Here is a 24,785-nt window from a genome sequence, read left to right on the forward strand (position 1 = left end):
TAAAATCAGGAAAGATTATGCGGCCCGCTTTTCAGCGGGCCGTTTGCATTTCACGCTTCACCAGAAGGACGAAGCGGATGGTGAGCAGAACCGCCGCCGTCGAAAGGCCGATCACGAAGCCGAACCAGACGCCGCGCCCGCCAAAGCCGAGCGGAAAGGCCATGGTCCAGGCAAGCGCCAGCCCGATCGGCCAATAGGAAATCAGCGCCAGCATCGCCGGAATGCGCGCATCCTTCAATCCGCGCAGCAGGCCCGCCGTCACGGCCTGAATGCCATCGACAAGCTGGAAGATACCGGCGATCACCACCAGGCTGCTGGCATAGGCAAGCACTTCCGCCGCCTCGGGCAATTTCGCATCCAGGAACCATTTCGCCAGAAATTCCGGCACGGCCGCAAACAGGATGCCGCCGCAAATGGCAATGCCGCAGGCAATCGCATAGACCATGATGGAAGCGCGGATGAGGTTCTTGAAGTCTCCCTGACCGCGGGCGATGCCCACCCGCACGGTCGCCGCCTGCGACAGGCCGAGCGGAATCATGAAGGCGATGGAGGCGAGCTGCAGGGCAATGCCGTGCGCCGCAAGCTGCACGGTGCCGATCTGCCCCATCAGGATCGAAGCGGCGGCGAACAGCGTCACTTCGGCAAGGATGGTGATACTGATCGGCAGACCGAGGCGCAGCACTTCGAAGAGCGCATGCCAGTCCGGCCGCCAGAAACGCACGAACAGCTCGTATTTCCTGGTTTCCTCCCGCGTCTGCACATAGGCGACGATGAAGATGAAGCTGAAGGCATTGACGATGACGGCAACGACGGCAGCACCGTTCATGCCCATGGCGGGCAATCCGAAATGGCCGAACACCAGCGCATAGGCAAGCACACCGTTCATCACCAGCATGATGATGGTGACATAAAGAATGATGCCGGCGCGCCCGATGGCGCTGACGAGACCGCGCAGGACATAAAACAGCAGCGCCGGCAAAAGGCCGAACTTGGCGATGGCGAGATAATGGCCTGTCAGCGCCGCCACATTGGGGTTCTGCCCGAGAGAAATGAGAATGCGCTCGGCATTAAAGAAGATCGGCAGGGCGAGCAGCCAATAGGCGATAGCCACCCACATGCCCATGCGCAGCGAGCGACGGGCCGCCGTCGCATCCCCCTGCCCGTAGGCCTGCGCCACCATCGGCACCACGGCCACGGAAAAGCCGGAGCCGAAAATGAAGACGACGAAGAAGAACTGCCCGGCCAGCACCATGGCCGCCAGCTTTTCAGCGCCAAGCTGTCCGACGATGACCATATCCGTTGTATGGATGCCAAGCTGTGCGAGCTGCGCACCGATGAGCGGAATTCCCAGCGCAAGCGTAGCCTGAAAATGCGAAAACCACGACCCCGATCCGGACGGAACGGTTTCTGCAACAACCGACGAAGACATTGTAATTCACCTGAACTTTGGCCGTTGCCCGCGAATTGCGCAACGGCAGCATGGTGATGAATAAAATATTCCCTTCCTGCACGCAACCTTTGCGGATGAGTGATCAAAATTTACGCAAACGGACGGCGCCGCTCCGACCTCGGCGCAAACGACATGACATAAGACAAATTTAGCTGAATTTTACCATTCCGCTTTATTCATTAGAACATCGCGTAGTTCTTTTAAATCACAAGCTGCATGATGCAGAATATTCCCGCCTTTCTGGCATGTCTTTCCCACCATTTCACAAGATGAGCCGAACGGTACATCCTGTTCCAAGGACGTGTAGCTTGCCCAAAAAAACCAACCTCATGACACGCATCCTCTTTGCGGCGTCTTCGCTTGTCGTCGCCGCCTTTGCCGGTTTTTCCTTCTACATCGACAGCCTTCAGCACCGCGTCACGACGGAAGCGGTGGCGGAAAATATCGATTCTTCCGGCAAGCAGGCCGCGCAAAGCATCGCCAACTGGCTGAATGGCCGCATCATGCTGACGGAAACAGTGGCAAAGACGCTTGCCAAGCTTCCGGATGAAGAGGCGAAGCTGCGGTTTCTGGAAAACGACGTTCTGACCGCGCAGTTCATGTCGACCTATTTCGGCAATGCCGAAACGGGAAGCTTCACCACCTTCCCCAAAACGCCTCTGCCGGAAGGATATGACCCGCGCAAGCGTCCGTGGTATCTGGATGCGGTCAAGGCCGGCAAGACGGTTTTGACCGAACCCTATAACGACGCCTCGACCGGCGGGCTCATCATCACCGCCGCCATTCCCGTTTCCATCGATGGCAAGCTGGCCGGCGTGACGGGCAGCGACTTCTCGCTGGAGTCGCTGGTCAACATGATCAAGTCGGTGGATGCCGGCGCGGACGGATATGCGTTCCTCGTCAGCAAGGACGGCAAGATTCTTATTCACCCCGATCCGAAATTCGTCGACAAGCCGCTGACCGATCTCTTCAAGGTCAATACGCCGGCGATTTCCTCGGCGATTTCGCAGACCGAAATCGACGGCAAGGGCAAGATCACCAGCTTCATTCCGGTCGCCGGCCTGCCTTCGGTCGACTGGTATCTCGGCTTTGTCGTTGATTCCGATGTTGCCTATGGCGCCATTGGCCAGTTCCGCCTGGCGGCGACTATCGCCACAATTCTCGCCGCCGCGATCATGATCGGTCTCTTGGCCACCGTGCTGTCCCGCTTCATCGTTCGCCCGGTGACGCAGATGACCTCGGCCATGGAAGGCCTCGCATCCGGCAATCTCGAGGTCGCCATTCCCGGTCAGGAGCGCACCGACCAGATCGGCTCCATGGCCGCGGCCGTCGCCGTGTTCCGGTCGAACGCCATGGAACGCCTGCGCCTCGAAGGCGATGCCGAAGAAAACCGCACGCTTTCCGAACGGGAGCGCAACGAGCGCGAAAGACTGGCGGCAAAGGACGCCGCCGACATCCAGTTCGCGGTCGATTCGCTCGCCCGTGGATTGGCGCATCTTTCCGATGGCGACCTCAACTACCGCATCGACACACCTTTCGTAACCCGCATCGACCGCCTGCGCGATGATTTCAACAATTCCGTCGCCAAGCTGAACGCAGCGCTCAGCACCGTCGGCCAGAACGCCCGCGCCATCGACGCCGGCGCCGGCGAAATCCGTCAGTCCGCCGACGATCTGGCGCGACGCACCGAGCAGCAGGCGGCTTCCGTGGAAGAGACCGCAGCGGCGCTTGAGGAAATCACCACCACCGTCAAGGATTCCGCCCGCCGTGCCGAAGAAGTGGGCCGTCTGGTCGACCGCGCCCGCAACAATGCCGAACAGTCCGGCGTCATCGTCGAAGATGCGGTTCGCGCCATGGAAGGCATCGAAAAATCGTCGTCCGAGATCAGCAACATCATCGGCGTGATTGACGAGATCGCCTTCCAGACCAACCTTCTGGCGCTGAATGCCGGTGTGGAAGCCGCCCGCGCCGGTGAGGCCGGCAAGGGTTTTGCCGTCGTCGCCCAGGAAGTGCGCGAGCTTGCCCAGCGCTCCGCCAATGCGGCGAAGGAGATCAAGACGCTGATCAACGCTTCGACATCGCAGGTGCAGTCCGGCGTCGATCTCGTCGGCAATGCCGGCAAGGCGCTGGAAACCATCGTCCGCGAAGTACAGGAAATCAATCGCCACATCGACGCCATCGTGACGTCGTCGCGCGAACAGTCGACCGGCCTTCAGGAAATCAACACCGCCATCAACACCATCGATCAGGGCACGCAGCAGAATGCCGCCATGGTCGAGGAACAGACGGCCGCAAGCCACGGGCTCGCCTCGGAAGCGGCGGCGCTCAACGAGTTGCTCGCACAATTCCAGCTCGCCACAGCCACCCGGCGGCAGGCGGAGTATGGGCGCGCTGCATGATGGCAAAAACAGAAATGGCCGGAGCGATCCGGCCATTTTTCTTGTCCAGCTCCCACAATAGCCGGTTCCCGCCACCGGCGCGATCCGCTAGAGCTTGATCGATCATGATCATGCGGAGGGATTCATGCTGGAACTGATTTGGCGCGGCATTGCCATGGGCATTGGCGGCACCGTGTTTATGGATATATGGGCAATCGTGCTGCACCGGTTCTTCGGCCAGTCCGCGCCGAACTGGGCGCCTGTCGGCCGCTGGTTCTGGCACGTGCCGAAAGGTACGATATTTCACGATAGCATCGCCACGGCTGAACCCTATGAACATGAACTGGCGCTCGGCTGGATTTCACATTACGCCGTCGGCATTGTTTATGGCGTCATTCTCGCGCTGGTGGTTCCGGCCGCGTGGTTTGCCGATCCCTCCTTCATTGAGCCGTGGATCGTCGGCATCATAACGGTCGGCGCGGGCTGGTTCCTGTTGCAGCCGGGGCTCGGCATTGGCTGGGCGGCGTCGAAGACCCCCAAACCGAACAAGGTCCGCTTTCTCAACCTTGTGGCCCATACGGTTTTCGCCCTCGGCATGTATGCCGTGGCGCTTTTGATGCGCTAAATGGAAAGGGGGCTGAAAAGCCCCCTCTCCTGTCCGGTTCTCAGATATTCGCCGAGAACGTATCGCAATCTTCGACACGGCCGCTCTGGAAACCGCGCTTGAACCATTCCGCGCGCTGTGCCGAGGTGCCGTGGTTGAAACTGTCAGGCACCACATAGCCCTGAGTCTGCTTCTGCAGCGTATCGTCGCCGATCTGGTGGGCGGCGTTCAGCGCTTCCTCGAGGTCACCGGTTTCGAGAATGCCCTTCTGCTCGGTGAACTTGCCCCAGATGCCAGCATAACAATCCGCCTGAAGCTCGACACGCACCGACATCTTGTTGGCATCCACCTGGCTCATCGACTGACGGCGGCGGTTGAACTCGGGCAGAACGCCGGTCAGGTTCTGGATGTGGTGGCCCACCTCATGCGCAATCACATAAGCCTGCGCGAAATCGCCGGCCGCGCCGAAACGCTGGTCGAGTTCCTTGAAGAAGCTGGTGTCGAGATAGACCTTACGGTCGCCCGGGCAATAGAACGGACCACTGGCGGCGGAAGCATAACCGCAGGCGGAAGACACCTGACCGGAGAACAGAACCAGCGTCGGCTTCTGATAGGTCTCACCGGCGGACTGGAAAATGCCGCTCCACGTATCTTCCGTCTCGGCCAGCACGGTGCGCACGAAAGCCGTCGTCTCGTCCGACGACTGGCCCTGCGGACGCGTGCCTGCCTGCTGGCCGCCGGATTGCTGCGTCGTTCCGCCGCCATCCAGTGAAATATCGCCGCCCGAAAGCAGCGTCAGCGGGTTGATGCCAAGCACCCAGCTTATCAGCAGGATAACCAGAATGCCGCCAATACCGATACCGCCGCCGCGCCGCCCGATAGGCACACGCATTCCGCCACGGGAAAAAGGATCGTTGCCCGACGGCCCCGATCCCGCCGACATGCCGCGCCGGTCCTCGATATTGTCCGACTGGCGGCGCCCTCTCCATTCCATGCTATTCTCCCGGCGGATATCGCCTTAACAAGCTGCCTTATAACGGCACTATAATACATCTTGTTCCGGAAGGAAGCGTGGCCTCTCTCAGGCGGCTCGCCGTCTTTGCCTGAAGACCGCGACGAACAGGAAAACAAACAACAGGCCGCCGACCAAAAGGATCAGAAAATCATCCCCGCCATTGCCGAAAACAACCTCGTTCATGATACGCGTGGGAAGGAAGGTGAGGCCGCCCGCTATGACGATACCGCCAAGATAAACGCCCTGCATGATCCGCATATGGTGCTTTATTTCACCCCTGCGCGCGAAATAGACCGATTGCAGACAGCCATATATGGTGAAAATCGACATCAGGTGGATCGGGCTGAAACCGTAGAAAACATTCAGCTCATGTATAAAAAATGTCGAGAACGACGTGACAACCATCAGGACAACCCAGATCTTGCCAAGCAGTCGATGAAGAGGCGTGCCTTTCGGAGAGAATAAAACCACCGCACCGATGATGGCGGCGGGAATGACCGTCGCCACATGCAGTTGAACGGCGAAAGGCGCATCAAGAAGAGGCTGAAGGGACATTTATCTCACCCGGTTGAACTCGGCGGCAATTTCAGCGAAACATGGCGCGGCTCAACCGGAATGGCGCAAACAGCGGGAGAATTTCGTGAACGGCACTGTCGTGCAATCCACGCTTCGCCAATTGCAAGCGATGGGGCGTTCCCGTTCGCTGTGGAGCACGTTTCTCGCCATCCTCTTTCTCTTCATCTTGACCGGTCCCTACGGTACGGGCCAGAAAATGACCTTCTGGCCAAGGGCCGCCTATTGGACCCTGCTTTTGGGCTCGGGCTGGATCATTACCACCGGTTTTTCGGCCTTCGCCAATGCCGCGCTGGCACGGGCGCTGACAAGCCCGCTTGCCCGGATGATGGCCGGAGCCATCGCCGCCGCCCTACCCATCGGCGCAATCATAACCCTCGCCAACCATGCGTTTTTCGCGCAATCCATCGACACCGCATCGATTGGTGAGGATGCGCAGGCTGCTCTGCCGCTTTGCCTTATATTCTGTTTCCTGAGCTATCTGACCGCCGGTCTCGGGCACGGAGACGAACCGGTGGAAGGGGCTGAAGCGGAAAACCCGCCACCGCCATCGGTCAGGGAGCGCCCGGCCATTCTGGATCGTCTGGAGCCGGCACGACGCGGCCCGCTGCTGCGGCTTTCCGTGGAAGACCATTATACCGAAATCGTCACCACACGCGGCAGACAGCTCGTTTTGCTGCGTTTTGCCGATGCGCTGCGGGAAATCGGCGATACGCAGGGCTTGCAGGTGCATCGCTCCCATTGGGTGGCCGATGCCGGCGTGGCCTCGCTGCTGAGAAAGGCAGGACGTCTTTATGTGGTGATGCAGGACGGCGCGGAAATCCCCGTCAGCCGCTCCTATAGTGCAGCGGCCCAGGCCCGTTTCACCGTGCACGCCCCTGCCGGTTAAGAGTTTCTGTCGATTCCGGAATTTATGGGGTTCCGTTCTCAAAAACATTTGCCTATAAGCCGCTTCTAGCCTGAAAACATTTGAATTGCGCCCCCGGCCGGTGATCCTTCACCCTGGCCGGTGTTTTGCGCAACCGAAAAGCGGAACGAGAGAGCCATGCCGAAGCGCCAAGATATCAAGTCCATCCTCATCATCGGCGCGGGACCGATCGTCATCGGTCAGGCATGTGAATTCGACTATTCCGGCACCCAGGCCTGCAAGGCGCTGAAGGAAGAGGGTTACCGGGTCATTCTGGTCAACTCCAACCCGGCAACGATCATGACCGATCCGGGCCTTGCCGACGCCACTTACGTCGAGCCGATCACGCCTGAAGTCGTGGCGAAGATCATCGCCAAGGAGCGTCCGGACGCGCTTCTGCCGACCATGGGCGGCCAGACCGCGCTCAACACCGCGCTCTCTCTCAAGCGCATGGGCGTTCTCGACCGTTACAATGTGGAAATGATCGGTGCGAAGCCCGAAGCCATCGACATGGCCGAAGACCGCGCCCTCTTCCGCGAAGCCATGGCCCGCATCGGCCTTGAAACCCCGCGCTCGATGCTGGCCAACGCCACCGAGATCAAGGACGCCGACCGCAAGAAACACGAAGCGGCCCGCACCGAGCTGAAGGGCAAGCTTTCCGGCCCCGATCTCGACAAGGCGCTGGACGATCTCGAAAACCAGTGGAACCTCGGCGAAACCGACCGCAAGCAGCGTTACATGGCGCATGCCATGGCCATTGCAGCGCAGGCCATCGATCATGTCGGCCTGCCCGCCATCATCCGCCCATCCTTCACGCTCGGCGGCACCGGCGGCGGCATTGCCTATAACCGCTCGGAATTCTTCGACATCGTGTCGGGCGGTCTCGACGCCTCGCCGACGACGGAAGTTCTGGTCGAAGAATCGGTTCTCGGCTGGAAGGAATATGAGATGGAAGTCGTCCGCGACAAGGCGGACAATTGCATCATCATCTGCTCCATCGAAAACATCGATCCGATGGGTGTCCATACGGGTGACTCGATCACCGTTGCGCCGGCGCTGACGCTGACCGACAAAGAATACCAGATCATGCGCAACGCTTCGATTGCGGTGCTGCGCGAGATCGGCGTTGAGACCGGCGGCTCGAACGTGCAGTTCGCCGTCAACCCGAAGGACGGCCGCCTCGTCGTCATCGAAATGAACCCGCGCGTGTCGCGCTCCTCGGCTCTTGCCTCCAAGGCAACCGGCTTCCCCATCGCCAAGATAGCCGCCAAGCTCGCCATCGGCTACACGCTGGATGAGCTTGAGAACGACATCACCGGCGGTGCGACGCCTGCTTCCTTCGAACCTTCCATCGACTACGTCGTCACCAAGATCCCGCGTTTCGCCTTCGAGAAATTCCCCGGCGCTTCGCCGATCCTCACCACCGCCATGAAGTCGGTCGGCGAAGTCATGGCCATCGGCCGCACCTTCGCGGAATCGCTGCAGAAGGCGCTGCGCGGCATGGAAACCGGCCTCACCGGTCTCGATGAAATCGAAATCCCCGGCTATGAGGAAGGCGAAGGTTCCAAGAACGCCATCCGCGCCGCCATCGGCACGCCGACGCCGGACCGCCTGCGCATGGTCGCCCAGGCGCTGCGCATGGGCATGAGCGAAGAGGAAGTCCACGAGAACTCGAAGATCGATCCGTGGTTCATCGCCCAGTTCAAGGCCATCGTCGATATGGAAGCCCGCATCCGCGAGCACGGCCTGCCGCAGGATGCCGAAAACCTGCGCATGCTGAAAGCCATGGGCTTCTCCGACGCCCGCCTCGCCAGCCTGACGTCCAAGCGCCCGAAGGAAGTGGCCGAACTGCGCAACAGCCTGAATGTTCGCCCGGTCTTCAAGCGCATCGACACCTGCGCGGCCGAATTCGCGTCGCCGACCGCTTACATGTATTCGACCTATGAAATTCCCTTCGTCGGCGCCGCCCGCTCGGAAGCGCAGGTTTCCGCTCGCCGAAAGGTCGTCATCCTCGGCGGCGGTCCGAACCGCATCGGCCAGGGGATCGAGTTCGATTATTGCTGCTGCCATGCCGCCTTCGCGCTGAAGGATGCCGGCTTCGAGGCGATCATGATCAACTGCAACCCGGAAACCGTTTCCACCGACTACGACACGTCCGACCGCCTCTATTTCGAGCCGCTGACGGCCGAAGACGTGATCGAGATCATGCGTGCCGAACAGGAAAAAGGCGAGCTGGTCGGCGTCATCGTGCAGTTCGGCGGCCAGACCCCGCTGAAGCTCGCCGAAGCGCTGGAAAAGAACGGCATACCGATCCTCGGCACCGCGCCTGACATGATCGATCTTGCCGAGGACCGCGACCGCTTCCAGAAGCTGCTGATGAAGCTGGACCTCGCCCAGCCGAACAATGGCATCGCCTATTCGGTCGAGCAGGCCCGCCTGGTCGCTTCGGAAATCGGCTTCCCGCTGGTCGTTCGCCCGTCTTACGTTCTGGGTGGCCGCGCCATGCAGATCATCCATTCGGAAGGCCAGCTCCAGACCTATCTGCTCGACACGGTTCCGGGCCTTGTACCCGAGGACATCAAGCAGCGTTACCCGAACGACAAGACCGGCCAGATCAACACCCTGCTCGGCAAGAACCCGCTGCTGTTCGACAGCTACCTGACCAACGCCGTCGAAGTGGACGTCGATGCGCTGTGCGACGGCGAAAGCGTCTTCGTCTCGGGCATCATGGAGCACATCGAAGAAGCCGGCATCCATTCGGGCGACTCGGCCTGCTCGCTGCCGGTCCGTTCGCTGTCGAAGGAAATCGTCGATGAGCTGGAACGCCAGACGACGGCGCTTGCCAAGGCGCTCAATGTCGGCGGCCTGATGAACGTGCAATATGCCATCAAGGACGGCACGATCTACGTTCTCGAAGTCAATCCGCGCGCCTCGCGCACCGTGCCTTTCGTGGCGAAGACCATCGGCGCGCCGATCGCCAAGATCGCCGCCCGCGTCATGGCCGGCGAGAAGCTCGATCCGGCGATTGCCGCTTACGGCGAAAAGCCCGATCCGCGCAACCTGAAGCACATTGCCGTCAAGGAAGCCGTCTTCCCCTTCGCCCGCTTCCCCGGCGTTGACATACTGCTCGGTCCGGAAATGCGCTCGACTGGCGAAGTCATCGGCCTCGATACCGATTTCGCGCTGGCCTTCGCCAAGAGCCAGCTCGGCGCAGGCGTCGACCTACCCCGCTCCGGCGCGGTCTTCGTCTCGGTGCGTGACGAGGACAAGGAAGGCGTTCTGCCCGCCATCCGCATTCTCGTGGAAAGCGGCTTCAAGGTGCTGGCCACCGGCGGCACCCAGCGTTTCCTTGCCGAAAAGGGCATCAACGCCGAAAAGATCAACAAGGTGCAGGAAGGCCGTCCGCATATCGAAGACGCTATCCGCAACCGTCAGGTCCAGCTCGTCATCAACACCACCGACAGCAACAAGGCGATTTCTGACTCGAAGTCGCTGCGCCGCGCGACGCTGATGCAGAAGGTGCCTTACTACACGACGATGGCCGGCGCGGAAGCGGCAGCACTTGCCATCAAGGCGCTGAAGGCCGGCAATCTGGAAGTGAAGCCGCTGCAGAGCTACTTCCAGTAAGCTGCGCGAACCGCAGGTTCCAGCGCTGAATGAAAACAAAGCGCCGCGGGTCACCATGCCCGCGGCGTTTTGCATTGCGTAATCCTGCTGCAATTCATTGCCGGTATCAAAACATCAGGTTCGAACGAGGCCCATGATGTCCCTATTGCTCAATGACGGATCGCCCGCAGCCATTCGCCGCGCCGTTGCCAAAGCTCCGGTCAAACGCTCCATGAGGACGCCGAATCGCCCCGGCATAAGATCCCGGCGATGGGAACACGCGGCCCCGATAAGCCAAAGCGCCTTGAGGAACTGATCATGGCTGGACGTCCACCGGGACCGGAGCGGGTGGCTTTTCCGCTGCGGATCGAACCCGCAATATTGAACATGATCCGGCACACCGCGAGCGGCGAGTTGCGCAGCGTCAATGCTCAGATCGAGGTTCTTCTGAAAGAGGCCCTGTCCCGCCGCGCCACGGCGGATGAAGCAGACAAGCCGCCCTTTTAGACCGAAGGGCAACAACGACGCTACAAGACGCAAAGATGCGGTGCGGCCCTGCGGAAGATCGACGGCCCGAAGCACCGCCTATGCCGCCTGCACCTCCCGAACGCAATTGCGCCCTTCCATTTTCGCGCGGTAAAGTGCGCGATCCGCCATTTCCGCAAGCGTCTGGAGATCGCAGCGCATCTCGCCAGTGGCGGCAACGCCGATGCTGATCGTGACGCCGACGCGCAGACCGCCGCAATCGACCTCGGTTACCGCAATCGCATCGCGAATGCGCTCGCCGATCATGCAGGCCTTGCGAACGCCGGCGCCCGGCAGGTAGATGATGAATTCCTCTCCGCCGTAACGCGCCAGCACGTCCCCGCCGCGGATGCTGCCGCCGATGCGCTTCGCCACTTCCTGCAGCACGCTATCGCCAACGGCGTGGCCGAAACGGTCGTTGATCGACTTGAAGTGATCGATATCCAGCAGCATGGCCGCATCGGCCGGATCGGGCGTCGCAGGCATGGTCTGGAAGAAGAAACGCCGATTCTTCACGCCCGTCAGCGGGTCGGTATTCGCAAGAACCAGCAGTTTGCGTTCCGACCGCTCGGCCACGAACATCATCACGAACAGGGCAATGGCGAAGTTCAGCATGATGATGAAGAAAAACGCATTGACCAGATTGATGGTGGCATAATCGGGGAAAAGCACGCTTTTCACCACCGATAGCGAAATGAGACCGGAGACGCCGGTGATGCCACCCAGCGCCAGGCGGGACAGCAGCGGCTCTCTGCGCCATCTGGCAAAAAGCACCGATGCCCCGGCGAGATAGGCAAGCGATGCGCAGCCATTGAAGAGCGCCGCGCGATACGCATTATTGTCCGCCACCTGCTGCGCGACCACCATCGCCAGTACGGAAATGAGGCAGACAATGGATACGGTCCGTCGGTCGACGGAACGCCCATCGCTCAACGCCTTCAAGCCGAGCCAGATCAGCGCGTAACCCACAATGCCGAAAACGACACTGCCGAGCCGCCACAGGGCCGGCGACAATATTCCCCATTCTCCGTAACCGGCAAGCGTGGAGCCAATCGCCATCGAGGCGAAACCCGCCGCAAGGGGGACGGGACCGCGCAAGCCGCGATTGGTCATTTTCAGATAGATAAAACTCAAAAGCCCAACGATGTAAGAACACTTTTGCATCAGTATGACTGTCGCAAGGTCGAGTTCACCCAACATGATTTGTCCATACGGTAAATAAATTCGGAGAACTTAATTATAATATTAAGTATAAAATTTCAATAAAAATAACAGATAAATAATCAGTAAATTATACTACTGCAAGTTATGGCTCAAATATTGAATAAATCTCCAGCGCGTAAATGGAAATTTATTCGAATATTCTAATAAAACTAATATCCTTCTTGAACCGCATCATTTCCGCCTCTTTCACCTGCCCATCGGCAAGGCGCAGGAGATGGGACGGGTGCACGGTGACAAAAAGCGTTCGGCCCTCCTCCATCGGCAGAGGACGGCTCCGAATCTCCGAGAGCTTTTCCTTGCCGCCGGTCAGCGCATAAAGCGCCGTTGCGCCCATGGCAACGATCAGTTTCGGTCGGACGAGCGCGATTTCCTGATTGAGCCACCAGCGGCATTGCTCCACTTCGCCCGCATTCGGGCGCTGATGGATGCGCCGTTTGCCGCGCGTTTCATATTTGAAGTGCTTGACGGCATTGGTGATGTAGAGCTTTTTACGCTCGATACCGACATCGGCAAGAGTCCGGTCGAAAAGCTGGCCGGCCGGGCCGACAAAAGGCTGTCCGGCCAGATCTTCATGATCGCCCGGCTGTTCGCCGACAATCATGATTTCCGCATCCTCCGGCCCCGAACCGAAAACCGTTTGCGTGGCGCTGCAATGCAGGGGACAGCGGGTGCAGTGGCCAGCCTCCCGCGCCAGCGACGCGAGCGTGCCGTCCGGCACCGGTTGCCGCATCTCCCGTGTAGCGGCCGCAGCCTGCAGGCGATGGTGAAAGGGCTGCGGCTGGCTTGCCGCCCTGGCGGCCATCTCCAGCACCCGCGCCTCCGCGCCGAGGATGAGGTCGGGAATGAGATCGGCTTCCGGCAGGTTCTTCCAGTATTTCTTCGGCATCTCCGCCGTCATGGCTTTGATCTTGAGGCGCGCCGGATTGAATATATTGGCATAATAGGTCCGCCAGAGTTCATCCGTCTCGTCCGTCAAATCAGGCTTCGCCGCCGCCTCCCGCGAGGTTTGCAGCTCGCTTCCATCCCATCGGGCGGACCCTTTCGGCGTCGCGATCAGCCAGTCCATATCGGTAAACCGTCGCTGGAAAAACGCTGCCGTTCGTTCGACTATGAAATGATCCGGCTCGAACCAGGCCACGAACCGCCGTCGCCCGCCCTGCCCCTGCGGCAAGGGCAACTCCTTGAAACGGACGAAGGCCGTCATCTTGTGACAATCCCGGCGCACTGATTTCTCGAGCAAGCGGGCCTCTGCAACATCCGGATCGGACTTGAACTGCAACAGGGCGCGATCCCGCTTCAGCCGCCACAACAACCGGTAAAGCAACGCAAACCGGCCGGGATCGCCATGACAGATGACGGCCTGCGCCAGCGCCAGGAACGAGGCCGGAACGGAAACCTGCCCATTGCCGGCATCGACCGTCGGCAATGGCTCGCCGGCGAAATCCAGCAGCCCTGCCCCGTCATCCCGCAACCGCCAGTCAATCGTCTCCGGCCGAATATCGGCGGCAAGGGCCGCACGCGCGGCATCGCGCCACTCGCCGAAATCGCCCCGCCCGTCGAGAACCGGGCCATACATCACAACAGCGATAATTGTTCGGGCTGCGGTGCAAACATCGCCCGCAAATCCGGCCGCTCGGTCAGCTTGCCCGGCGTCCAGCCCTCGGCAACGATGAAAGCCTTTACCTTTTTCAGGGAAACGCCGAAACGGGCGATGTCCTCCAGCCGCAGCCGCCGGAACCGCCGTGACGAGAGAACGGAGGCCACCGTCTTGGTGCCGAAACCGGGCACGCGCAGCAGCATTTCCCGATCCGCCGCATTGACGTCCACCGGGAAACGGTCGCGATGTTTCAGCGCCCAGGCGAGTTTCGGGTCGATATCGAGATCGAGCATGCCGTCACCCCCGATTGCCGTTATCTCGCTGATATCGAAGCCATAAAAGCGATACAGCCAGTCGGCCTGATAAAGCCGGTGTTCCCGCATCAGCGGCGGCTTGATGAGCGGCAGGTTTTTCGACGAATCGGGAATGGGGCTGAAGGCCGAATAATAGACGCGTCGCAAACCGTAACTGCCATAAAGCCGGGCGCTGGTGGAGAGAATGGTGCTATCGTCAGCGCCATCCGCCCCCACGATCATCTGCGTGCTCTGCCCGGCCGGCGCAAAGCGCCTGGTCTTGCGCGTCCGGACGGTCGGCTCACCGGCCTCCTCGATCTTCAGGCGGATATCGGCCATGGAGCGGCGAATATTGACGGGCTGCTTTTCCGGCGCGAAACGGCCAATGCCGCTATCGGTCGGCAATTCGATATTGATTGAGAGACGATCCGCATAGAGCCCTGCCTCCTCGATGAGCCTGGGCGATGCTTCGGGAATGGATTTCAGGTGGATATACCCACGAAAACCATGGGTAACCCGCAACTCCCGCGCCACGCGCACCATCTCCTCCATCGTATGATCGGAGGAACGGATGATGCCGGAGGACAAAAACAGCCCCTCGATATAGTTGCGCCGGTAAAACTCCAGCGTCAGCCAAACCACCTCTTCCGGCGTGAACCGCGCCCGCTCGACATTGCTGGAGGAGCGGTTGATGCAATAGGCGCAATCATAGATGCAGAAGTTGGTGAGCAGGATTTTCAAAAGCGAAATGCAGCGCCCGTCCGGCGCATAGGCATGGCAGATGCCCGACCCTTCCGTGGAGCCCAGACCGCCAGATGCTGCGGAGTTACGTTTTGTCGTGCCGCTGGATGCGCAGGAGGCATCGTATTTCGCTGCGTCGGAGAGAATGGCCAGCCGTTTCCTGATCGACTTCTTCATGGGTATGTTCACTATATGTTCCATAGTCGAATGTCAATGACATAGGGTAAGATATTGATTACGTGAGGAAATATGCGCACCTCAAATTTGCTGGCATTTCGCTGTCGTCTTCTGATATAGTCGGCTCAGTTATGATTTTGGCATGGTTCCGGAGTTCCCCTCCGGAACCTGTTTCTTTTTGTGTCTGCAAGTAAAGCGACAGGACTGCGAAGGATAAAAAAATGGTAGAAAAAGTACCGATGACTCAGGGTGGATTCGTCAAGCTGCAGGAGGAGCTGCGCTTTCGCCAGCAGGAGGAACGCCCCCGTATCATCGAGGCGATTGCGGAAGCGCGCGCCCATGGCGACCTTTCGGAAAACGCCGAGTACCATGCTGCCAAGGAAGCACAGAGCCACAATGAAGGCCGCATCACCGAACTCGAAGACCTGACCGCACGTGCGGAAGTCATCGATCTCTCCAAGATGTCGGGCTCGAAGATCAAGTTCGGTGCCACCGTCAAGCTGGTGGACGAGGATAGCGACGAGGAAAAGACCTATCAGATCGTCGGCGACCAGGAAGCCGATGTGAAGGCCGGCCGCATCTCCATCTCCTCGCCCATCGCCCGCGCGCTCATCGGCAAGGAAGTCGGCGACAGCATCGAAGTCAATGCTCCGGGCGGCGCCAAGGGCTACGAGATTCTCGCGGTTCAGTGGGGCTGATGCCCTCACATGCAATGCGCCCCATGCGGGCGCATTGCTTTTCTTGACGTCTTCAATCCCCCGAATTAGCCGCAAAGACGGAAGCCCATCTTGTCCCACGTCAGTCTGAAAGATGTGCAGGTGCTTGCGCCGAATTTCAAACGCAGGCTCTCCGGCGTCACCTCCACCATCGTTCAGCTCATTCCGGTGCAGAACCGGCTGGGACAAAAGGTGGCCGTCATTGGACCGGGTCTGCCGCCGCATCTGCCGCATGTGCGCTTTCGCGATCTGTGGCGGCTCTGGCAAAACGGCCCGCGGGGCGGCCCGCGCATTTGGCATGCCCGTCGCAACCTCGAAATGTTGCCGGGTCTTTTCATGCGTGACGTGCTGCGCATGAAGGTGAAGCTGCTGTTCACCTCGGCCGCACAGAGGCGGCATTCCGCCTATACCCGGTTCCTGATTTCGAAGATGGACGCCGTGGTTGCGACCAGCACCCGCTCCGGCTCGTTTCTGGAAGTACCCCATCGCGTTGTCATGCATGGCGTCGATACCGACCTGTTCCATCCGGCAACCGGCCCCGAAGACACAATCGCGGCAACCGGCCTGCCGGGACAATATCTCATCGGCTGCTTTGGACGGGTGCGCCACCAGAAGGGCACCGATATCTTCGTGCGCGCCATGATCGAGCTTTTGCCCGCCCATCCGCAATGGACAGCCATTGTTTCCGGCCGGGTAACGGCGGAACACAAGGCTTTTGCCGAGGCACTCGAGGCCGATGTCAAGGCCGCCGGCCTATCGGACCGCATCGTGTTTCAGGGTGAGGTGGATGACATCAAGCCCTGGTATCGGCGGCTGACGCTCTATGTCGCGCCATCGCGCAACGAAGGTTTCGGCTTGACGCCGCTCGAGGCCATGGCATCGGAAACGGCCGTCGTCACCAGCACCGCCGGCGCCTATGAGGAAATGATCGTCAGGGGCGAGACAGGCGCTGTCGTCGAGGCGGGTGACTATGCATCGCTGAGGGATGCGATAAGGACCTACCTTGCCGACCCGGCTCTGGCCGAGAGCCATGCAAAGGCCGGGCTTTCGCATGTGCGCAGCACATTTCCGCTTGAGAAAGAGGCCACGAGTCTCGGCGAAGTCTATGAGGCTTTGCGGCGCGGGTAACGCGTCTTAGGGCAGGAACGAAGCCTGCCGCTCAGATTTCCACGAGACCGACGCGCTTGACCTGCCGGATGGTGAGCATGGTGCGCACCGTATCGACATTTTCGTCCGCCGTCAGAACCTCGATGACGAAATCCTGAAACTCGGTCAGGTTCTTCGCCACGCAATGCAGCAGGAAATCGCTTTCGCCTGACACCATCCAGGCCTGCCGCACCAGCGACCAGCCGGCGGTTGCCGCCGCAAAAGCCTTCAGATTGCTGTCCGACTGACGCTTGAGACCGACCATGCAGAAGGCGACGAGATCGAAACCGAGCTTCGGCGCGTTCAACATGGCGTGATAACCCTCGATCACACCCGCCTCTTCCAGCTTGCGGACGCGCCGGAGGCAGGGCGGCGCGGAAATACCGACCCTTTCGGCCAGTTCCACATTGGTCATGCGCCCGTCGCGCTGCAATTCGCGCAGGATTTTCAGATCGATGGCATCGAGTTCGACGCTGGTCACGGAGGAGTACCTCGTTAAGCTGTAGAACTTCCTTGTACTATTCGGCGCGGGATTCGCAACATTATGCCACCGCCCGGTCACAAAATTGCGCGCGCATCCACAACTGCCTTGTTGGTAACGCAAGGCTGCCCTTGAATAAAGACACTAGACAACCTTAAATACCGGGCAACGAAGGGGTTGCGGCCTGTCCGCCGTCATGCGGCTCCAGGGCCCGGTGCCGAAAGGCGCTGCCAGGGAAAGGCCCCGCTATTGAAAGGAACGCTTCCATGTCTGCCCGCCACACGAAGGTATTGATCATCGGCTCCGGTCCCGCCGGTTATACTGCGGCGATCTACGCGGCCCGCGCAATGCTGAAACCCGTGCTGATCGCCGGCATGGAACAGGGCGGCCAGCTGATGATCACCACCGATGTCGAGAACTATCCGGGCTTTGCCGATCCGATCCAGGGTCCGTGGCTGATGGACCAGATGCTGAAGCAGGCGACGCATGTGGGCGCGGAAATCGTCAGCGACCTCGTCACCGAAGTTGAAACCAATGTACGGCCTTTCGTGGTGAAGACCGATTCCGGTCAGGTCTGGACCGCCGACACACTGATCATCGCCACCGGCGCCAAGGCCAAGTGGCTCGGCATCGAGAGCGAGCAGCATTTCCAGGGCTTCGGCGTTTCCGCCTGCGCCACCTGCGACGGTTTCTTCTATCGCAACAAGGATGTGATCGTGGTCGGCGGCGGCAACTCCGCCGTGGAAGAAGCGCTGTACCTCGCCCATATCGCCAAGTCGGTCACCGTCGTTCACCGCCGCGATAGCTTCCGCTCGGAAAAAATCCTGCAGGAACGGCTGTTCGCCAAGGAAAACGTCAAGATTCTCTGGAACACGGAAATCGCCGAAATTACCGGTGCACCCGCAAAGCCGCCAATGCCGCCTTCCGTTTCCGGCGTGAAGCTGCGTGACACCAAGACCGGCACGATCAGCGAATTCCCCATCGACGGCGTCTTTGTCGCCATCGGCCATGCGCCGGCGGTCGAGCTGTTCAAGGGCAAGGTGAAGCTGAAAGACAACGGCTACATGTGGACCGCCCCCGATTCGACGGCAACCGACGTGGAAGGCATCTTCGCGGCCGGCGACGTCACCGACGACATCTACCGTCAGGCGATCACCGCCGCCGGCATGGGCTGCATGGCCGCGCTGGAAGCGGAACGTTATCTCACCGCGCATCAACCGCTTGCTGTCGCAGCGGAATAACCGAAAGGCAGGGTAGGCATGGCAATGCCATTGGACTGGGATAAACTGCGCATTTTTCATGCGGCTGCCGAAGCGGGGTCTTTCACCCATGCTGCCGACAAGCTGCATTTGTCCCAGTCGGCCATCAGCCGTCAGGTCAGCGCGCTGGAGCAGGATGTCGGCGTCAAGCTGTTCCATCGCCACGCTCGCGGCCTCATCCTCACCGAACAGGGCGAGTTGCTGTACCGCACCGCCCATGACGTGCTGCTGAAGCTCGAAACCGTCAAGATGCAGCTCACCGAAACGACGGAGAAGCCAAGCGGCAAGCTGCGCGTGACGACGACGGTTGGTCTCGGCCAGGGCTGGCTGACGGACAAGGTGCAGGAATTCCTGCAGCTCTATCCGGAAATGTCGATCCAGCTCATCCTCGACAATGAGGAGCTGGACGTGAACATGCGTCACGCCGATTGCGCCATCCGCCTGCGCCAGCCGCAACAGTCGGACCTCATTCAGCGCAAGCTGTTCACCGTGCACATGCACGTCTATGCCGCGCCGTCCTACATCAACCGCCATGGTGAGCCGCAGTCGATCGAGGATCTCGACAATCACCGCATCATCTCCTTCGGCGAACCGGCGCCCAACTATCTGCTGGACGTTAACTGGCTGGAAAATGCCGGACGTTCTTCCGACAATACGCGCACGCCGCATCTGCAGATCAACAGCCAGACCTCGATCAAGCGCGCCTGCCTGCTGGGAATCGGCATCGCCTGCTTGCCGGATTATATCGTCGGCCGCGATCCGGGCCTTATCCAGCTATCGCTCGCCGCAGATATTCCGTCCTTCGATACCTATTTCTGCTATCCCGATGAGATGAAAAACGCTGCAAAGCTGAAAGCCTTCCGTGACTTCATCGTCGCAAAGGCGCGTAACTGGAACTTCTGACGTTAAAATAATCGGCGTTCGGTTATAGTCTTTAAATTTCAATAGCTTATCTGACATGATACCTGAGCGGCGCGCCTGCGCCGCCCGGGAGCATTGCACATAAAATATACCGGAAATATCGAGGGCTGCGTGGTGCGCATGCCTGACCTGCACAAAAAAGAGTTGTTTCGTGCACAAAAAAGCACCATATCGCTCTCAGCTGATGCACACGGTGGCTTTTCCTCCCAGTTCCACCGCATCAGCTGTTCCCCTCTGGAGGTTTTTGACCTTCACACTTAAAGGGCCCTGGATCCATCCGGCGGCCCTCTTTTTTTACCCGCAAGAATTTTCTCCGAATTGGCGAAATATCGCATGATGCAACCTTGTTTTGCATTATTCCCACACCCATATTTTAGTCAGCTGTCACGCTCGCCCAAGGCACGCGACAGCTGTTCCCCTCTGGAGGTTTTGACCTTCAAACTTATCAGGCCGCGGAGATATCCAGCGGCCTTCTTTTTTGGAAATGCCTGCCCGCCCCCTTGATCCTCACAGAGACGTGACTTGTATATCGATAATGACCGATATAAATATCGGACATGCCAGATATTGAAGAAGCACCGATGAACCCGGAGGAAATCCTCAAAGCCCTTTCGCACCCCGCAAGGCTGAAATTCCTGGAATGGCTGAAGTCTCCGGAAAGTCACTTCTGCCAGGAGCATCCCCTCAGCATGGGTGTATGCGCCAACCAGTTTCAGATCAGCGGCCTGTCGCAATCCACCGTCTCGTCGCATCTGGCGGTGTTGCAGGCAGCCGGCCTGATAAGGTCGAAAAAGGTCGGGCAATGGGTGTTTTTCGAACGCAACGAGGAAACCATCGACGCCTTCCGCAATTATCTGCAAGCCAATCTCTGAGCCTCCCAAGCTTTGAGCCTCGGGGTGTCGGACCGGAAACCGCAAGGCGGTTTTCATTCCGGCACCCAGACAGAAAGACAGCGCGTCCCCCGCGCAATTTCGCCAACCGACCAGAAAGTGAAGTCGCATGACCAGTCTTTTCGAACCGGCACAGGCCGGCGATATCGCACTCGCCAACCGTATCGTCATGGCTCCCCTCACCCGCAACCGTTCGCCGGGCGCCATTCCCAACAATCTCAACGCCACCTATTACGAGCAGCGCGCCACGGCCGGGCTGATCGTCACCGAAGGCACGCCGATTTCCCAGCAGGGTCAGGGTTACGCTGACGTTCCCGGCCTCTACAAGCGGGAAGCAATCGCGGGCTGGAAACAGGTTACCGATGGCGTGCATTCGGCCGGCGGCAAAATCGTTGCACAGATCTGGCATGTGGGCCGCATTTCCCACACCTCGCTGCAGCCGCATGGCGGCCAGCCGGTCGCGCCTTCCGCCATTCCGGCCAAATCGAAGACCTATATCATCAATGATGACGGCACCGGCGCCTTTGCCGAAACCTCCGAGCCCCGCGCGCTCACCATCGACGATATCGGCCTCATCCTCGAGGATTACCGCAGCGGCGCCCGCGCAGCACTGGAGGCCGGTTTCGACGGCGTCGAAATCCATGCCGCCAATGGCTACCTGATCGAGCAGTTCCTGAAATCCAGCACCAACCAGCGCACGGATGATTATGGCGGCTCTATCGAAAACCGCGCCCGCTTCCTGCTCGAAGTTGTCGATGCGGTGGCGGAAGAGATCGGCGCAGGCCGCACCGGCATCCGCCTCTCGCCCGTCACGCCCGCCAACGACATTTTCGAGGCCGATCCGCAGCCGCTTTATAATTACGTGGCGGAACAGCTGGGCAAGCGCAATCTCGCCTTCATCCATGTCGTTGAAGGTGCAACCGGCGGCCCGCGCGATTTCAAGCAGGGCGACAAGCCTTTCGATTATGCCGCCTTCAAGGCCGCTTATCGCAATGCCGGTGGGAAGGGTCTGTGGATCGCCAATAATGGCTACGACCGTGAGAGCGCCATCGAGGCGGTTGAAAGCGGTAAAGTCGACGCAGTGGCCTTCGGCAAGGCCTTCATCGCCAATCCGGATCTGGTGCGCCGCCTGAAAAACGACGCGCCGCTCAACGAGCCGAACCAGCCGACCTTCTATGGCGGCGGAGCCGAAGGTTACACCGACTATCCAGCGCTTGCCTGATAAGGGATAAAGCAAAGACGCCGCACTGCCCGAAAGCGGTGCGGCGTTTTCTTTCAGCGCAGGCTTCGCGCCTGCCGCGCGGCAAAATCGGAAAACGCACCCATGACGAAGGCGTTGGGCACATGCAGCGCCTGCAGGAAGCCATTGCCCGTTTCCCGGCCGATGCTCATCAGGGCCACCTGAAGACAGTAAAGACCAAGCAGGACCAGCGTGCGGGCAAGGTTCGGCCGCAGATCGTCATATAGAGAAGCGAGAACCGCCAGCGACAGGATCGGAACGGCGATCAAAAAGCCGAGCCCCTTGTGCAGCGAAAGCAGCGATCCATCGTAATAGATCGACAGCCCGGCCAGCAGCACCTGCGCGAAGATCAGCACCGGCACGCTTGCCGAAATCACGGCAAACACGCGACGCCGGGCCGACATCCCATTCGCAACCGTGGCCATCACACCCTGCCCCCGGCATCGGCCGGATGCGGAAGGCTCGACGGCTGCGGCCTCTGTTCAAGGCAGCCGAGGCTCGCAAGCGTCGTCGCTACCGCGATGTCGAGCGGTGTTCTGGGTTCCGTTCCGAGAAAATCCGTCAGCCTGCGATTGCTCATCCGGATCGGCATCTGCCAGAGATATTGCATTTCCAGCACTTCGCGGAACAGGGGAACGAAGGGAGCGGCCAATTTGATGCCCGACCAGGATAGCTGCCGCCTCTTGACCGGATGACCGACAACCCGCTCGATGGCCTCAACCAGTTGCAGCCCGTCGAAATCCCAAAAACCTTCCATGTGATAGACGGCGAAAGCCGGAAGCTCGCCTGCGCGGTCCAGCAGCCGGCCAATGGTCTCGGCGACATCCGGCAGATAGGCCCATTGATGCCCGGCATGGGGTGCGGCGGGATTCTGGACACTCCGGACCGGCTTTCCGGGCTTCACCAGCATCTGCGAAAACCAGTTGTTTCTCGCGTCCGGCCCAAAGAAATCCCCGGCGCGGACGATCAGCACCGGCACGCCGCGCATCGACGCCATTTTCAGCCGCCGCTCCATCTCCACACGCAATGCGCCCTTGCGGGTGAACGGCTTTTGCGGGCTGTCTTCCGTCAGAAGCGGAAAGGCGTCCGGGCCGAAATTATAGACGCTGCCCGGAAAGACGATCCTCGCCCCGCAGACCTCGGCGGCGGCGATGCTATTGTCGAGCATCGGCAGCACCTGGCTTTCCCAATTGCGATATCCGGGAGGATTGACCGCATGGACGATGAGGCTCACGCCTTTTGCCGCATCCATCACATCCTGCCGGTTCATGGCGTCCCCGGTCACAGGTTCGACACCATCCGTAGCGCCCGTTGACGTCCGCTGGCGCGTCATCGCCCTCACCCGCCATCCCCGTTGCTGCAGCATTCTGGAGACCTGGCTGCCGACACCGCCATTCACCCCCAAAATCAGGGCCAGAGGCCGTTCATTCCGCGCTGTATTTGCGTTGTTTTCATATATCATCGCCGTACTCCTTGTTGTGGGCTGGAGTATCGCCCCGTTCCGCGATATACGAAATTATCGAAATGAGTGGAGCAGCTATACAAAATCTTATGACCAGAAACCGTGACATCAGCTGGGATTTCTATCGCACCTTCCTCAGCGTGCTGAGCGACGGTTCGCTGTCCGCCGCCGCCCGCGAGCTTGGCATCACCCAGCCGACGGCGGGACGTCACATCGGCGCGCTGGAAGAGGCCGTCGGCTTTCCGCTGTTCATCCGCTCGCCGCACGGGTTGATGCCGACGGAAGCAGCGCTTGCGCTCCGCCCCTATGCGGAAAATCTCGCGGCAACGACCGCCGCCCTCATGCGCGCGGCCTCTGGCGAAGTCGGCAAGATCGAAGGCACGGTGCGCATCAGCGCATCTGATATCATCGGCGTGGAAATGTTGCCGCCGATCATCACGGCCATGCAGGAGGTTCACCCGCGGCTTGAAATCGAGCTTTCGCTCTCCGATACGCTGGAAGACCTTTTAAGGCGCGAGGCGGATATCGCCATTCGCATGACCGAACCGCAGCAGGATGCAATCGTGATGCGTTATATCGGCAATTTCCGTCTGGGATTTCATGCGACGCGCGACTATCTGGCAAGAGCCGGCACCCCGAAGAGCATGGAAGATCTGAACCATCACCGGATGGTCGGTTTCGACCGCAAGACGCCTTTCATCCGGGCCGCCATCCAGCGGATGCGCTCGCTCGATCCGGAGATACCCGATATTGAGGAAATTTCCTTTGAAATCCGCGCCGACAGCAATCTCGCCCAGCTTGCCATGATCCGCGCCAGTGCAGGCATCGGCGTCTGTCAGATCGGTCTGGCGCGCAAGGACCCCCGGCTCGTTCAGGTTCTTCCGAAAATCGACATCCCGCTCCACACCTGGGTCGCGATGCATGAAAATCTCAAGACCTCGCCGCGATGTCGTGCCGTGTTCAGCGCCCTCGTCGAAGGCCTCAAGGGTCATCTTAAAGAAACCGATCCGGGCGCCCCGCCGAAACGGCGCTAATGCCGATCCCGCATCGTTGCCACGCGGGCCGACATCCGCAATTGCCTGAAAGAGACCGGCGGAATACGCAAAGTGATCCCGGCTTTGCTGGAAATCCACGGATCGCTGATCAAAACGGTCTGGCCTGCTGCGTCGTCTTGTCGACCACCTCGGCTTCCGGCCGGTCGCCGCCCTGGCTGTATTCTTCATGCCAGTGGCCGCTCTCATCCTGATAGCTGATTTCCTCGTCATCGCCCCCCACCTGCTGTTCGGCGGCAACGATGCGCGCAGCTTCGACGGCATCCGCATAAGAAGGGAATGTTTCGGAATAAGCGCCGTTCATGCGGTAGGCGAAGCCTCCGTCATGTTCGACAATTTCATATACCACTTTGGTCATGCATGGTCCTCCTGTCTCGGTAGGCGACATGGCAACCACAACCGCGTTTCAAGCATTGCACCCGATGGGACACCGCGGCATGAGCAGCATGTCCTGCAACACCACTATCCTACCAAAAGCATTCAAGCGCAAATCCTGCTTGATCTGGGGGACGATACGTCACAGCCTGA

22 protein-coding genes are annotated in these 24,785 nt (G+C 59.9%); 12 read left to right on the forward strand and 10 right to left on the reverse strand.

Going from position 1 to position 24,785, the window contains the following annotated elements; all coding sequences use genetic code 11:
• Positions 1 to 31 precede the first annotated feature (31 nt).
• Positions 32 to 1,429, reverse strand: coding sequence for an MATE family efflux transporter (locus CFBP4996_RS09220; protein WP_003522835.1), 1,398 nt, complete (start codon positions 1,427 to 1,429; stop codon positions 32 to 34).
• Positions 1,430 to 1,758: 329 nt separating this feature from the next.
• On the opposite strand from CFBP4996_RS09220, the gene mcpU reads away from it, so the two are divergent.
• Positions 1,759 to 3,849 carry a methyl-accepting chemotaxis protein McpU gene (gene mcpU, locus CFBP4996_RS09225; RefSeq protein ID WP_080851273.1) on the forward strand — a complete coding sequence of 697 codons (2,091 nt, stop codon included), beginning with the start codon at positions 1,759 to 1,761 and terminating at the stop codon, positions 3,847 to 3,849.
• Positions 3,850 to 3,973: 124 nt separating this feature from the next.
• A complete protein-coding gene (locus tag CFBP4996_RS09230; protein ID WP_080851271.1) occupies positions 3,974 to 4,453 on the forward strand; it encodes a DUF2938 domain-containing protein in 480 nt (159 codons plus the stop codon).
• 40 nt (positions 4,454 to 4,493) lie between these two features.
• Here the strand turns inward: CFBP4996_RS09230 and ypfJ are convergent, their stop codons facing one another.
• Entirely contained in the window at positions 4,494 to 5,426 is a 933-nt protein-coding gene (ypfJ, locus tag CFBP4996_RS09235) for a KPN_02809 family neutral zinc metallopeptidase (RefSeq protein WP_020809202.1), read from the reverse strand.
• 87 nt (positions 5,427 to 5,513) lie between these two features.
• Positions 5,514 to 6,002 carry a DUF2306 domain-containing protein gene (locus CFBP4996_RS09240; protein WP_080851267.1) on the reverse strand — a complete coding sequence of 163 codons (489 nt, stop codon included), beginning with the start codon at positions 6,000 to 6,002 and terminating at the stop codon, positions 5,514 to 5,516.
• An 85-nt stretch (positions 6,003 to 6,087) separates the two neighbouring features.
• On the opposite strand from CFBP4996_RS09240, the gene CFBP4996_RS09245 reads away from it, so the two are divergent.
• The 3 genes from CFBP4996_RS09245 to CFBP4996_RS09255 all read left to right on the forward strand — a co-directional run bounded on the left by CFBP4996_RS09245 (position 6,088) and on the right by CFBP4996_RS09255 (position 11,040).
• Positions 6,088 to 6,909, forward strand: a complete 822-nt coding sequence (locus tag CFBP4996_RS09245) for a LytTR family DNA-binding domain-containing protein (protein ID WP_233283542.1) — start codon at positions 6,088 to 6,090, stop codon at positions 6,907 to 6,909.
• 156 nt (positions 6,910 to 7,065) lie between these two features.
• A complete protein-coding gene (gene carB, locus CFBP4996_RS09250; RefSeq protein ID WP_080851265.1) occupies positions 7,066 to 10,554 on the forward strand; it encodes a carbamoyl-phosphate synthase large subunit in 3,489 nt (1,162 codons plus the stop codon).
• Positions 10,555 to 10,851: 297 nt separating this feature from the next.
• Positions 10,852 to 11,040: a type II toxin-antitoxin system antitoxin gene (locus tag CFBP4996_RS09255; RefSeq protein ID WP_031233516.1), complete on the forward strand. Its 189-nt coding sequence runs from the start codon at positions 10,852 to 10,854 to the stop codon at positions 11,038 to 11,040.
• A gap of 78 nt (positions 11,041 to 11,118) precedes the next feature.
• On the opposite strand, the gene CFBP4996_RS09260 is transcribed toward CFBP4996_RS09255, so the two are convergent.
• The 3 genes from CFBP4996_RS09260 to CFBP4996_RS09270 form a co-directional block, all read right to left on the reverse strand.
• Complete coding sequence (locus CFBP4996_RS09260) at positions 11,119 to 12,258, reverse strand: GGDEF domain-containing protein (RefSeq protein WP_080851263.1); 1,140 nt, start codon at positions 12,256 to 12,258, stop codon at positions 11,119 to 11,121.
• Positions 12,259 to 12,409: 151 nt separating this feature from the next.
• The gene (locus CFBP4996_RS09265) at positions 12,410 to 13,858 is read right to left on the reverse strand and encodes a UdgX family uracil-DNA binding protein (protein WP_080851261.1); all 1,449 of its coding nucleotides are present in this window, start codon (positions 13,856 to 13,858) and stop codon (positions 12,410 to 12,412) included.
• Positions 13,858 to 15,090 (reverse strand): putative DNA modification/repair radical SAM protein, encoded by a 1,233-nt coding sequence (locus CFBP4996_RS09270; protein ID WP_080851259.1) that lies wholly within the window; start codon positions 15,088 to 15,090, stop codon positions 13,858 to 13,860. The genes CFBP4996_RS09265 and CFBP4996_RS09270 overlap by 1 nt, the downstream gene beginning before the upstream one ends.
• A 221-nt stretch (positions 15,091 to 15,311) precedes the next feature.
• On the opposite strand from CFBP4996_RS09270, the gene greA reads away from it, so the two are divergent.
• Positions 15,312 to 15,788: a transcription elongation factor GreA gene (gene greA / locus CFBP4996_RS09275; RefSeq protein ID WP_026363859.1), complete on the forward strand. Its 477-nt coding sequence runs from the start codon at positions 15,312 to 15,314 to the stop codon at positions 15,786 to 15,788.
• A 90-nt stretch (positions 15,789 to 15,878) separates the two neighbouring features.
• Positions 15,879 to 16,934 (forward strand): glycosyltransferase family 4 protein, encoded by a 1,056-nt coding sequence (locus CFBP4996_RS09280; protein WP_080851257.1) that lies wholly within the window; start codon positions 15,879 to 15,881, stop codon positions 16,932 to 16,934.
• Between the two features lie 31 nt (positions 16,935 to 16,965).
• Here the strand turns inward: CFBP4996_RS09280 and CFBP4996_RS09285 are convergent, their stop codons facing one another.
• On the reverse strand, positions 16,966 to 17,433 hold the full coding sequence (locus CFBP4996_RS09285; protein ID WP_020811379.1) for an Lrp/AsnC family transcriptional regulator: 468 nt from the start codon (positions 17,431 to 17,433) through the stop codon (positions 16,966 to 16,968).
• A 266-nt stretch (positions 17,434 to 17,699) separates the two neighbouring features.
• On the opposite strand from CFBP4996_RS09285, the gene trxB reads away from it, so the two are divergent.
• The 4 genes from trxB (at position 17,700) to CFBP4996_RS09305 (ending at position 21,725) form a co-directional block, all read left to right on the forward strand.
• On the forward strand, positions 17,700 to 18,674 hold the full coding sequence (gene trxB, locus CFBP4996_RS09290; protein ID WP_003522850.1) for a thioredoxin-disulfide reductase: 975 nt from the start codon (positions 17,700 to 17,702) through the stop codon (positions 18,672 to 18,674).
• A 24-nt stretch (positions 18,675 to 18,698) separates the two neighbouring features.
• Positions 18,699 to 19,595, forward strand: a complete 897-nt coding sequence (locus CFBP4996_RS09295; protein WP_020011327.1) for a LysR family transcriptional regulator VtlR — start codon at positions 18,699 to 18,701, stop codon at positions 19,593 to 19,595.
• 599 nt (positions 19,596 to 20,194) lie between these two features.
• Positions 20,195 to 20,485, forward strand: a complete 291-nt coding sequence (locus CFBP4996_RS09300; protein ID WP_003522852.1) for an ArsR/SmtB family transcription factor — start codon at positions 20,195 to 20,197, stop codon at positions 20,483 to 20,485.
• A 127-nt stretch (positions 20,486 to 20,612) separates the two neighbouring features.
• Complete coding sequence (locus tag CFBP4996_RS09305) at positions 20,613 to 21,725, forward strand: alkene reductase (protein WP_003522853.1); 1,113 nt, start codon at positions 20,613 to 20,615, stop codon at positions 21,723 to 21,725.
• Between the two features lie 53 nt (positions 21,726 to 21,778).
• Here CFBP4996_RS09305 and CFBP4996_RS09310 read toward each other — a convergent pair whose 3' ends face one another.
• The gene (locus CFBP4996_RS09310) at positions 21,779 to 22,168 is read right to left on the reverse strand and encodes a DUF6220 domain-containing protein (protein WP_080851255.1); all 390 of its coding nucleotides are present in this window, start codon (positions 22,166 to 22,168) and stop codon (positions 21,779 to 21,781) included.
• Positions 22,168 to 23,205 carry an NAD-dependent epimerase/dehydratase family protein gene (locus CFBP4996_RS09315; protein WP_080851254.1) on the reverse strand — a complete coding sequence of 346 codons (1,038 nt, stop codon included), beginning with the start codon at positions 23,203 to 23,205 and terminating at the stop codon, positions 22,168 to 22,170. The genes CFBP4996_RS09310 and CFBP4996_RS09315 overlap by 1 nt, the downstream gene beginning before the upstream one ends.
• A gap of 89 nt (positions 23,206 to 23,294) precedes the next feature.
• Between CFBP4996_RS09315 and CFBP4996_RS09320 the strand changes: the two genes are divergently transcribed.
• Positions 23,295 to 24,239: a LysR family transcriptional regulator gene (locus tag CFBP4996_RS09320; RefSeq protein ID WP_031234110.1), complete on the forward strand. Its 945-nt coding sequence runs from the start codon at positions 23,295 to 23,297 to the stop codon at positions 24,237 to 24,239.
• 109 nt (positions 24,240 to 24,348) lie between these two features.
• On the opposite strand, the gene CFBP4996_RS09325 is transcribed toward CFBP4996_RS09320, so the two are convergent.
• A complete protein-coding gene (locus CFBP4996_RS09325; protein WP_003522857.1) occupies positions 24,349 to 24,615 on the reverse strand; it encodes a DUF2188 domain-containing protein in 267 nt (88 codons plus the stop codon).
• Positions 24,616 to 24,785: the final 170 nt, after the last annotated feature.

Source organism: Agrobacterium leguminum (assembly GCF_005144435.2).
Classification (GTDB): Bacteria; Pseudomonadota; Alphaproteobacteria; order Rhizobiales; family Rhizobiaceae; genus Agrobacterium; species Agrobacterium leguminum.

Bases quoted from the DNA above. Each gene is read 5' to 3' on its own strand.
- CFBP4996_RS09220 (WP_003522835.1), bottom strand. From the start codon at position 1,429: ATGTCTTCGTCGGTTGTTGCAGAAACCGTTCCGTCCGGATCGGGGTCG.
- CFBP4996_RS09230 (WP_080851271.1), top strand. From the start codon at position 3,974: ATGCTGGAACTGATTTGGCGCGGCATTGCCATGGGCATTGGCGGCACC.
- ypfJ (WP_020809202.1), bottom strand. From the start codon at position 5,426: ATGGAATGGAGAGGGCGCCGCCAGTCGGACAATATCGAGGACCGGCGC.
- CFBP4996_RS09240 (WP_080851267.1), bottom strand. From the start codon at position 6,002: ATGTCCCTTCAGCCTCTTCTTGATGCGCCTTTCGCCGTTCAACTGCAT.
- carB (WP_080851265.1), top strand. From the start codon at position 7,066: ATGCCGAAGCGCCAAGATATCAAGTCCATCCTCATCATCGGCGCGGGA.
- CFBP4996_RS09255 (WP_031233516.1), top strand. From the start codon at position 10,852: ATGGCTGGACGTCCACCGGGACCGGAGCGGGTGGCTTTTCCGCTGCGG.
- CFBP4996_RS09260 (WP_080851263.1), bottom strand. From the start codon at position 12,258: ATGTTGGGTGAACTCGACCTTGCGACAGTCATACTGATGCAAAAGTGT.
- CFBP4996_RS09265 (WP_080851261.1), bottom strand. From the start codon at position 13,858: ATGTATGGCCCGGTTCTCGACGGGCGGGGCGATTTCGGCGAGTGGCGC.
- CFBP4996_RS09270 (WP_080851259.1), bottom strand. From the start codon at position 15,090: ATGAAGAAGTCGATCAGGAAACGGCTGGCCATTCTCTCCGACGCAGCG.
- greA (WP_026363859.1), top strand. From the start codon at position 15,312: ATGGTAGAAAAAGTACCGATGACTCAGGGTGGATTCGTCAAGCTGCAG.
- trxB (WP_003522850.1), top strand. From the start codon at position 17,700: ATGTCTGCCCGCCACACGAAGGTATTGATCATCGGCTCCGGTCCCGCC.
- CFBP4996_RS09295 (WP_020011327.1), top strand. From the start codon at position 18,699: ATGCCATTGGACTGGGATAAACTGCGCATTTTTCATGCGGCTGCCGAA.
- CFBP4996_RS09300 (WP_003522852.1), top strand. From the start codon at position 20,195: ATGAACCCGGAGGAAATCCTCAAAGCCCTTTCGCACCCCGCAAGGCTG.
- CFBP4996_RS09305 (WP_003522853.1), top strand. From the start codon at position 20,613: ATGACCAGTCTTTTCGAACCGGCACAGGCCGGCGATATCGCACTCGCC.
- CFBP4996_RS09310 (WP_080851255.1), bottom strand. From the start codon at position 22,168: ATGGCCACGGTTGCGAATGGGATGTCGGCCCGGCGTCGCGTGTTTGCC.
- CFBP4996_RS09315 (WP_080851254.1), bottom strand. From the start codon at position 23,205: ATGATATATGAAAACAACGCAAATACAGCGCGGAATGAACGGCCTCTG.
- CFBP4996_RS09320 (WP_031234110.1), top strand. From the start codon at position 23,295: ATGACCAGAAACCGTGACATCAGCTGGGATTTCTATCGCACCTTCCTC.
- CFBP4996_RS09325 (WP_003522857.1), bottom strand. From the start codon at position 24,615: ATGACCAAAGTGGTATATGAAATTGTCGAACATGACGGAGGCTTCGCC.